The organism is Thermoleptolyngbya sp. M55_K2018_002 (assembly GCF_015295965.1).
GTDB lineage: Bacteria > Cyanobacteriota > Cyanobacteriia > Elainellales > Elainellaceae > Thermoleptolyngbya > Thermoleptolyngbya sichuanensis.
In genome coordinates, this window is the sequence record NZ_DVEA01000198.1 from 1 (window position 1) to 5,100 (window position 5,100).

4 protein-coding genes and 2 pseudogenes are annotated in these 5,100 nt (G+C 59.6%); 1 reads left to right on the forward strand and 5 read right to left on the reverse strand.

Annotated features, from left to right (window positions below; translation table 11 throughout):
• The 5 genes and pseudogenes from IGS51_RS09560 to IGS51_RS09580 all read right to left on the reverse strand — a co-directional run.
• Nucleotides 1–458: pseudogene (locus IGS51_RS09560) on the reverse strand (5-formyltetrahydrofolate cyclo-ligase); the annotation flags it as partial.
• Nucleotides 455–979, reverse strand: a complete 525-nt coding sequence (folK, locus tag IGS51_RS09565) for a 2-amino-4-hydroxy-6-hydroxymethyldihydropteridine diphosphokinase (protein ID WP_297078192.1) — start codon at nucleotides 977–979, stop codon at nucleotides 455–457. The gene folK and the pseudogene IGS51_RS09560, both read right to left, overlap by 4 nt.
• A 28-nt stretch (nucleotides 980–1,007) precedes the next feature.
• On the reverse strand, nucleotides 1,008–1,247 hold the full coding sequence (locus IGS51_RS09570; protein WP_277773218.1) for a 2Fe-2S iron-sulfur cluster-binding protein: 240 nt from the start codon (nucleotides 1,245–1,247) through the stop codon (nucleotides 1,008–1,010).
• 60 nt (nucleotides 1,248–1,307) lie between these two features.
• On the reverse strand, nucleotides 1,308–2,804 hold the full coding sequence (cobQ, locus tag IGS51_RS09575; protein ID WP_172358143.1) for a cobyric acid synthase CobQ: 1,497 nt from the start codon (nucleotides 2,802–2,804) through the stop codon (nucleotides 1,308–1,310).
• A gap of 177 nt (nucleotides 2,805–2,981) precedes the next feature.
• Nucleotides 2,982–3,416 carry an Npun_F0494 family protein gene (locus IGS51_RS09580; RefSeq protein ID WP_297078194.1) on the reverse strand — a complete coding sequence of 145 codons (435 nt, stop codon included), beginning with the start codon at nucleotides 3,414–3,416 and terminating at the stop codon, nucleotides 2,982–2,984.
• 720 nt (nucleotides 3,417–4,136) lie between these two features.
• On the opposite strand from IGS51_RS09580, the pseudogene IGS51_RS09585 reads away from it, so the two are divergent.
• Nucleotides 4,137–5,100 (forward strand): annotated as a pseudogene (locus IGS51_RS09585) (hypothetical protein); the annotation flags it as partial.

Here is a 5,100-nt window from a genome sequence, read left to right on the forward strand (position 1 = left end):
ACGACGACCAGATCAATCGGCTGCATCTCGTCAAAGCTGACCAGGCGGCCGTGGATGAGCGCCTGACGCATGGCGGCCACCTGCTTGAACGGAATGCCCTGCCGTTGCAGCGTGGCAGGGTCGAGTTCCACAAAGCACTGACGGCGGGTGAGGCGCGGCACTGCCCTGTAAAGTCGTTTTCCGTCTTGCAGTGCCCGCAGCCGCACGGGGGCTTGCGGTCGGTCGGGGTTGCACTTGACGACCTGCGCCTGCTGCCAGATGGGTAGGGAAGCAAGCTGCTCGGCGGCGGCTTCAGCTCCGGCAAAGTAGGGGATATGGCCCACTGGGTCGCGGAGGGCTGCGCCGCTGTCTTTCAGGCTTTGCCAGACCGAGTTCCGCAGGTGGGCTTTGGCAGGATGGCGATCGCCCCATTCCACCACAGGCGGGTGGGCATTTGGATCGGCGGGCAGGCCCGTCATCCGTTCAGCCCTAAGGTGATGATGATCTGGATGCCGGAGCCATCAATCTGGTCACGCAGGGCCTTCATGGTTTTGAGGGTGACAGGTTCCACCCAGTCGGGCGCGATTTCCGCCAGGGGCCACAGCACGAAGGCGCGATCGCGCATCCGGGGATGGGGCAGTTGCAGGGTGGGTGTGTTGACCATGCGGTTGCCGTAGAGCAGCAGATCGAGATCCAGCAGCCGGGGCCCCCAGCGCTCTCGCCGCACTCGCCCAAACTGGCGCTCAATTTCGAGCAGTACGCCCAGCAGCGTGTCTGGTGGCAGCAGCGTATAGACGAGCACGCAGGCGTTGATATAGTCTGGCTGGGGCGGGCCGACGGGGGCAGTTTTGTATAGGTGCGATCGCTCGATGAGCTGCACACCCGGAACGCGGGCGATCGCCTCAATGGCCGACTCGACAATCGCGATCGAATCACCCAGGTTGCTGCCGAGGGCGATCGCCGCCCGCACCGCATTCGGCAGCTCAAATTCATCAATCATGGAAAATCATGGAAAGTAATCAGGAGAATCACCAAGTGGGGTCAACGTAGAGGTTGATGGTGAGCTGGGTCGCCCCAGCGGGAACGGCACTAATGCAAGCACACACCGACTCGTCGCCATTTACCTCCACTTCGCAAGCATGACAGGACCCCATCAAACAGCCTGTGGGAATCATCACACCCGCCCGTTCCGCCACTTCCAGCAGCGGCTCGCCGGGGTCTGCCTGCACCGTCACATTGTCGGGCAAAAAGTGAATTTCTACACTCATTTCTATGTCTAAACTCATGGGCGACGCGGATCAGCTATGCAAAGATCAGCTATCCAAAGATCAGCCGTCCAAATAAGACGACAGCGCCGATAAATCCAGGTAAGACTCAAAGGCATCAGCCAGAGAGTCTAGCATAGACTCCCGCTGCTCTCGATAGTTAGAGACCCCCGTTGGCAGCGACTTGAGGCCGCGCTGCTGCCGCAGTCGGTTCAGCCAGGCCCGCCGCCACGCGCCATTGTCGAAAATGCCGTGCAGATAAGTGCCCCAAAGCGACTGGGTAGAATCCACCACGCCCAAATTGCGATCGTCAAACAGCGGCTTGAACACGGGCCCCTCCGGCTCTTGGTCGGCATCGGCCAGATGGGTGCGTCCCTGGTGAATTTCATAGCCCAGCACCGGCAGCCCCACCTGCGGAAAATTAGACGTGACCTGTCGCTGCCGCGCTACCTTTTGCCCCGTAATTACCGTCTTAATCGGCAGCAGACCCAGCCCCTTATAGCGACCTTCCTGACCTTCCACGCCCTCCGGATCGGCTAGCATCGTGCCCATCATTTGATAGCCGCCGCAAATGCCCAACACCGTGCCGCCCGCAGCGGCGTATTTCTGAATCGCCTCGGCCAACCCAGTGCGCTGGAGGGCAATCAGGTCGGGAATGGTCGTTTTGGAACCTGGCAGGATGACGGCATCGGGATAGCCCAGGGAATCCTTTAGCCCGATATATTTCACTGAAACGGTAGGTTCCGCCTCTAGCGGGTCAAAATCGGTAAAGTTTGAAATGCGCGGCAGGCGAATCACGGCGACCGTCACTTCGTTGCCGCCGCTCTGTTGTCCCCGATCAAACAGCGAGAGCGAGTCTTCTGCCGGAAAGGAATGCTCCATCCAGGGAATCACCCCCAGAACCGGGATGCCCGTCCGCTCCTCTAGCCAGGTGAGTCCGGGGTCGAGCAGCGCCTTTTGTCCACGAAACTTGTTAATGATGATGCCTTTTACCAGGGCACGCTCCTCTGGCTCCATCAATTCCAGCGTGCCCACAATCTGGGCAAACACGCCGCCCCGCTCAATATCGGCAATCAGCAGGGTCGGCGCGTTGAGGTGGGTGGCAACGCGCATATTGGTCAGGTCACGCTCTTTCAGGTTCACCTCGACCGGGCTGCCTGCCCCCTCACACACGACCAGGTCGAATTCTTCGCTCAGCCGCGCCAGAGATTCTTCGATCGCCTGCCAGCCTAGCTCGAAATATTCGGCGTAATAGTCAGCCGCACTGACGCGCCCGACAGGCCGTCCCTTCAGCACCACCTGCGAAGTCATATCGCCCTGGGGCTTGAGCAAGATGGGGTTCATCTCCACGCGGGGCGCAACACCCGCTGCCCAGGCTTGCACTGCTTGAGCATGACCAATTTCTCCGCCCGTGGCGGTGACGTAGGCATTGAGCGCCATGTTTTGCCCTTTGAAGGGGGAAACTCGCCAGCCCCGGCGACTCAGGATGCGGCACAGGGCCGCCGTCAGCATAGACTTTCCGACATGAGACGCAGTTCCCACCACCATAATGGCTTTCATCCAAGACCTCCGAAAGAGCGTAGGCGAGCAGGGGCGATGTGCATGAGCGAGGTGCGAAGCAGGGTACAGGCGCAGGAATAGATAGTTTCGAGATGGTTTGACTCGCTGTTTTGATTTACAGCCTATGGAGCAAGAAACCCTGAAAGACTGGCGGAAATCTTTCAGAGCGGAGATGAGCTACTGAAGCCAGGCAGGTGGACGAAACCAGCGAGATAGCAAATTGGCAAGGCGATCGCCCAGGGTGGGTGCGGGAATCCGGTTGCGCTCGACCCACTGGTCCACCAGAATGCGGCCCAGCGGCGTGAGCCGAAAGCTATCGGTGAGTCCCTGTCCATCGACCTCGCGCCGCAGGACACCCACATCGATGAGCCAGAGCAGCGCATCTTCAGCAGCCAGTTCCGCCAGCGGGCGGCGAGTGTAGCGCTGCTGCACACCCGATGATCCGGCGATCGCCCTCAGCGACACCCCCTCCTGGCGCATCGTGGCGAACAGCGGCAGCAAAAAGGGGGAACAGGCGACTGCCCGCCGGGCCCGCTTAAGCGTAGACAGCGGATACCTTGGAGCAGATTGATCGGGGGTCGCAGCGCGGTCGGGGGGCTGAATCGCAGTCATAGGCGCAAAAAAGGCTAGACGCAAAAAAGGCAGGGGCGAAACGCAGAGCAAAAGATCACGAGGCAGACTGACAGAGGCTGGAAGACGGAGATTGGAAGACGGAGATTGGAAGACAGGGCGGCACTCTGCGTGAAATGACGGGCAGGCAATGACGGGCGTGAAGTCTACGAGTCTACGACTCAGGCAGGAGGATGGACTAGCAAAACCCAGAGCGTCCTGCCAGAACCAGGCTCGAACGTGGCTTTTGCAAACAGCGCCTTGTTTATTCTAGGGCCGATAGAAGGGACGGGGCGATCGCACAACGGTCTGACTTCCAGGATGCCCCAATTTGCCCTGAAAGCAACAGAAAAACAGGACTGGCAAGATTGGAGGGTTTCGCCACTGTAGCCCAAAAGAAGCTGATTCACCCGATTCATCAGTCCTGCCAATCGTGAATCAACTGCAAGCGTTCAAGCCCAGTATCAAGAGACATAGACAAAAGGGTTGACGGATTTAGTACATAAATACTATTTTGAGCTACCATGAGGGGTATGCAGAAGCAAGTACTTAGGTACTAACTCGGATCACCTTTAATTTTAGTGCATTTGATTTAGCGCATGATTTAGCGCATCTAAGCAAGCGCTCCGAGTCAACGGAGCAAGACCCGAGCAAATCGTCCCGCTCACTGCTCTGCGCTATCCCAGGTTCTCAGACTGTCAGCACGCTTCAGGAGTTGAACGCATGAAGGAATCCCCCGCCGCCCAACCCACATCCATGCCCGCCAGCCAGGTCGAGATTCGCGCAATTCAGGAGCGACTCCAGGCCATTCGGGCTGGACAAGTCGCTGTCTCGTCGGCCCCTGCCTCCCGTATGGTGGAAATGTTTCCTGCCCAGAGCGCAGCTACAGGACGGATGAGCGCGATTCGCGAAGCGATCCCTACGGGAATCGCCCCTCCAGAACGCCCTCTAGAGCGCAGTCGTGCTGGTGTTGCGGCGCAAAATCGCCCTACGGATGCCGACGTGACTGCGGCCGTCCGCACAGCCGCCGCCGAAGCCCAGCAAGCCGCCGAATTGCAGCAGGCTGCCGAGTCGCTGCGGGCCATGTCAGCAGCGCTAACCTCAACCTTTGTGCCGTCGGCCTCGTCTGGTGTGTCGTCTGCATCGTCTGCGGCGGTTGCTGCACCAGTGGCCGCTGCATCGCCCAAAACCCCGATTGCCGCTGCATCGGGGCGTAAATCTCATCCTGAAGCGCCGACCCGTTCTGAGTTCCCAGCGGCGGAAGTGATGCGCCTGCTGGAAGTGAAGGCAGACGAAATTAACCAGCTTTCTGCTGCCCAGGAAGCCGCCATGCTGGAGCTAAAGGCGATCGCCCAAAAGCTAGAACGCAACTGGAAAGCCCTGGACACCCAGCAGCACATCTTTGCAGGCGAATCGAGTGATCTGCCTGCCCTCTGCGAATACCTAGACCCTGAGGTTCCCCTCGTGCAGCGAGATGAAAGAGGCGCATTTGTGGTCACCAAGCGTCCGGTTGACCTATTCCAGGCAGAGCGCGATGCCGAATGGATGGCCCAAAGTCTGCGGCATCGAGGCGATGGGCACAGCAGCGGGTCGGTTGGTCAGGGACGGCGACATCGCTCCACGGGGCTTGCGTCAGCGCCCTCCTCGTCGGCGATCGCAATCGCACTGACGACGGCTCTGCGGGCGC

Excerpts from the sequence above, each read along its gene's own strand:
- IGS51_RS09580 (WP_297078194.1), bottom strand. The coding sequence starts at position 3,416 with ATGACTGCGATTCAGCCCCCCGACCGCGCTGCGACCCCCGATCAATCT.
- cobQ (WP_172358143.1), bottom strand. The coding sequence starts at position 2,804 with ATGAAAGCCATTATGGTGGTGGGAACTGCGTCTCATGTCGGAAAGTCT.
- IGS51_RS09570 (WP_277773218.1), bottom strand. The coding sequence starts at position 1,247 with ATGAGTGTAGAAATTCACTTTTTGCCCGACAATGTGACGGTGCAGGCA.
- folK (WP_297078192.1), bottom strand. The coding sequence starts at position 979 with ATGATTGATGAATTTGAGCTGCCGAATGCGGTGCGGGCGGCGATCGCC.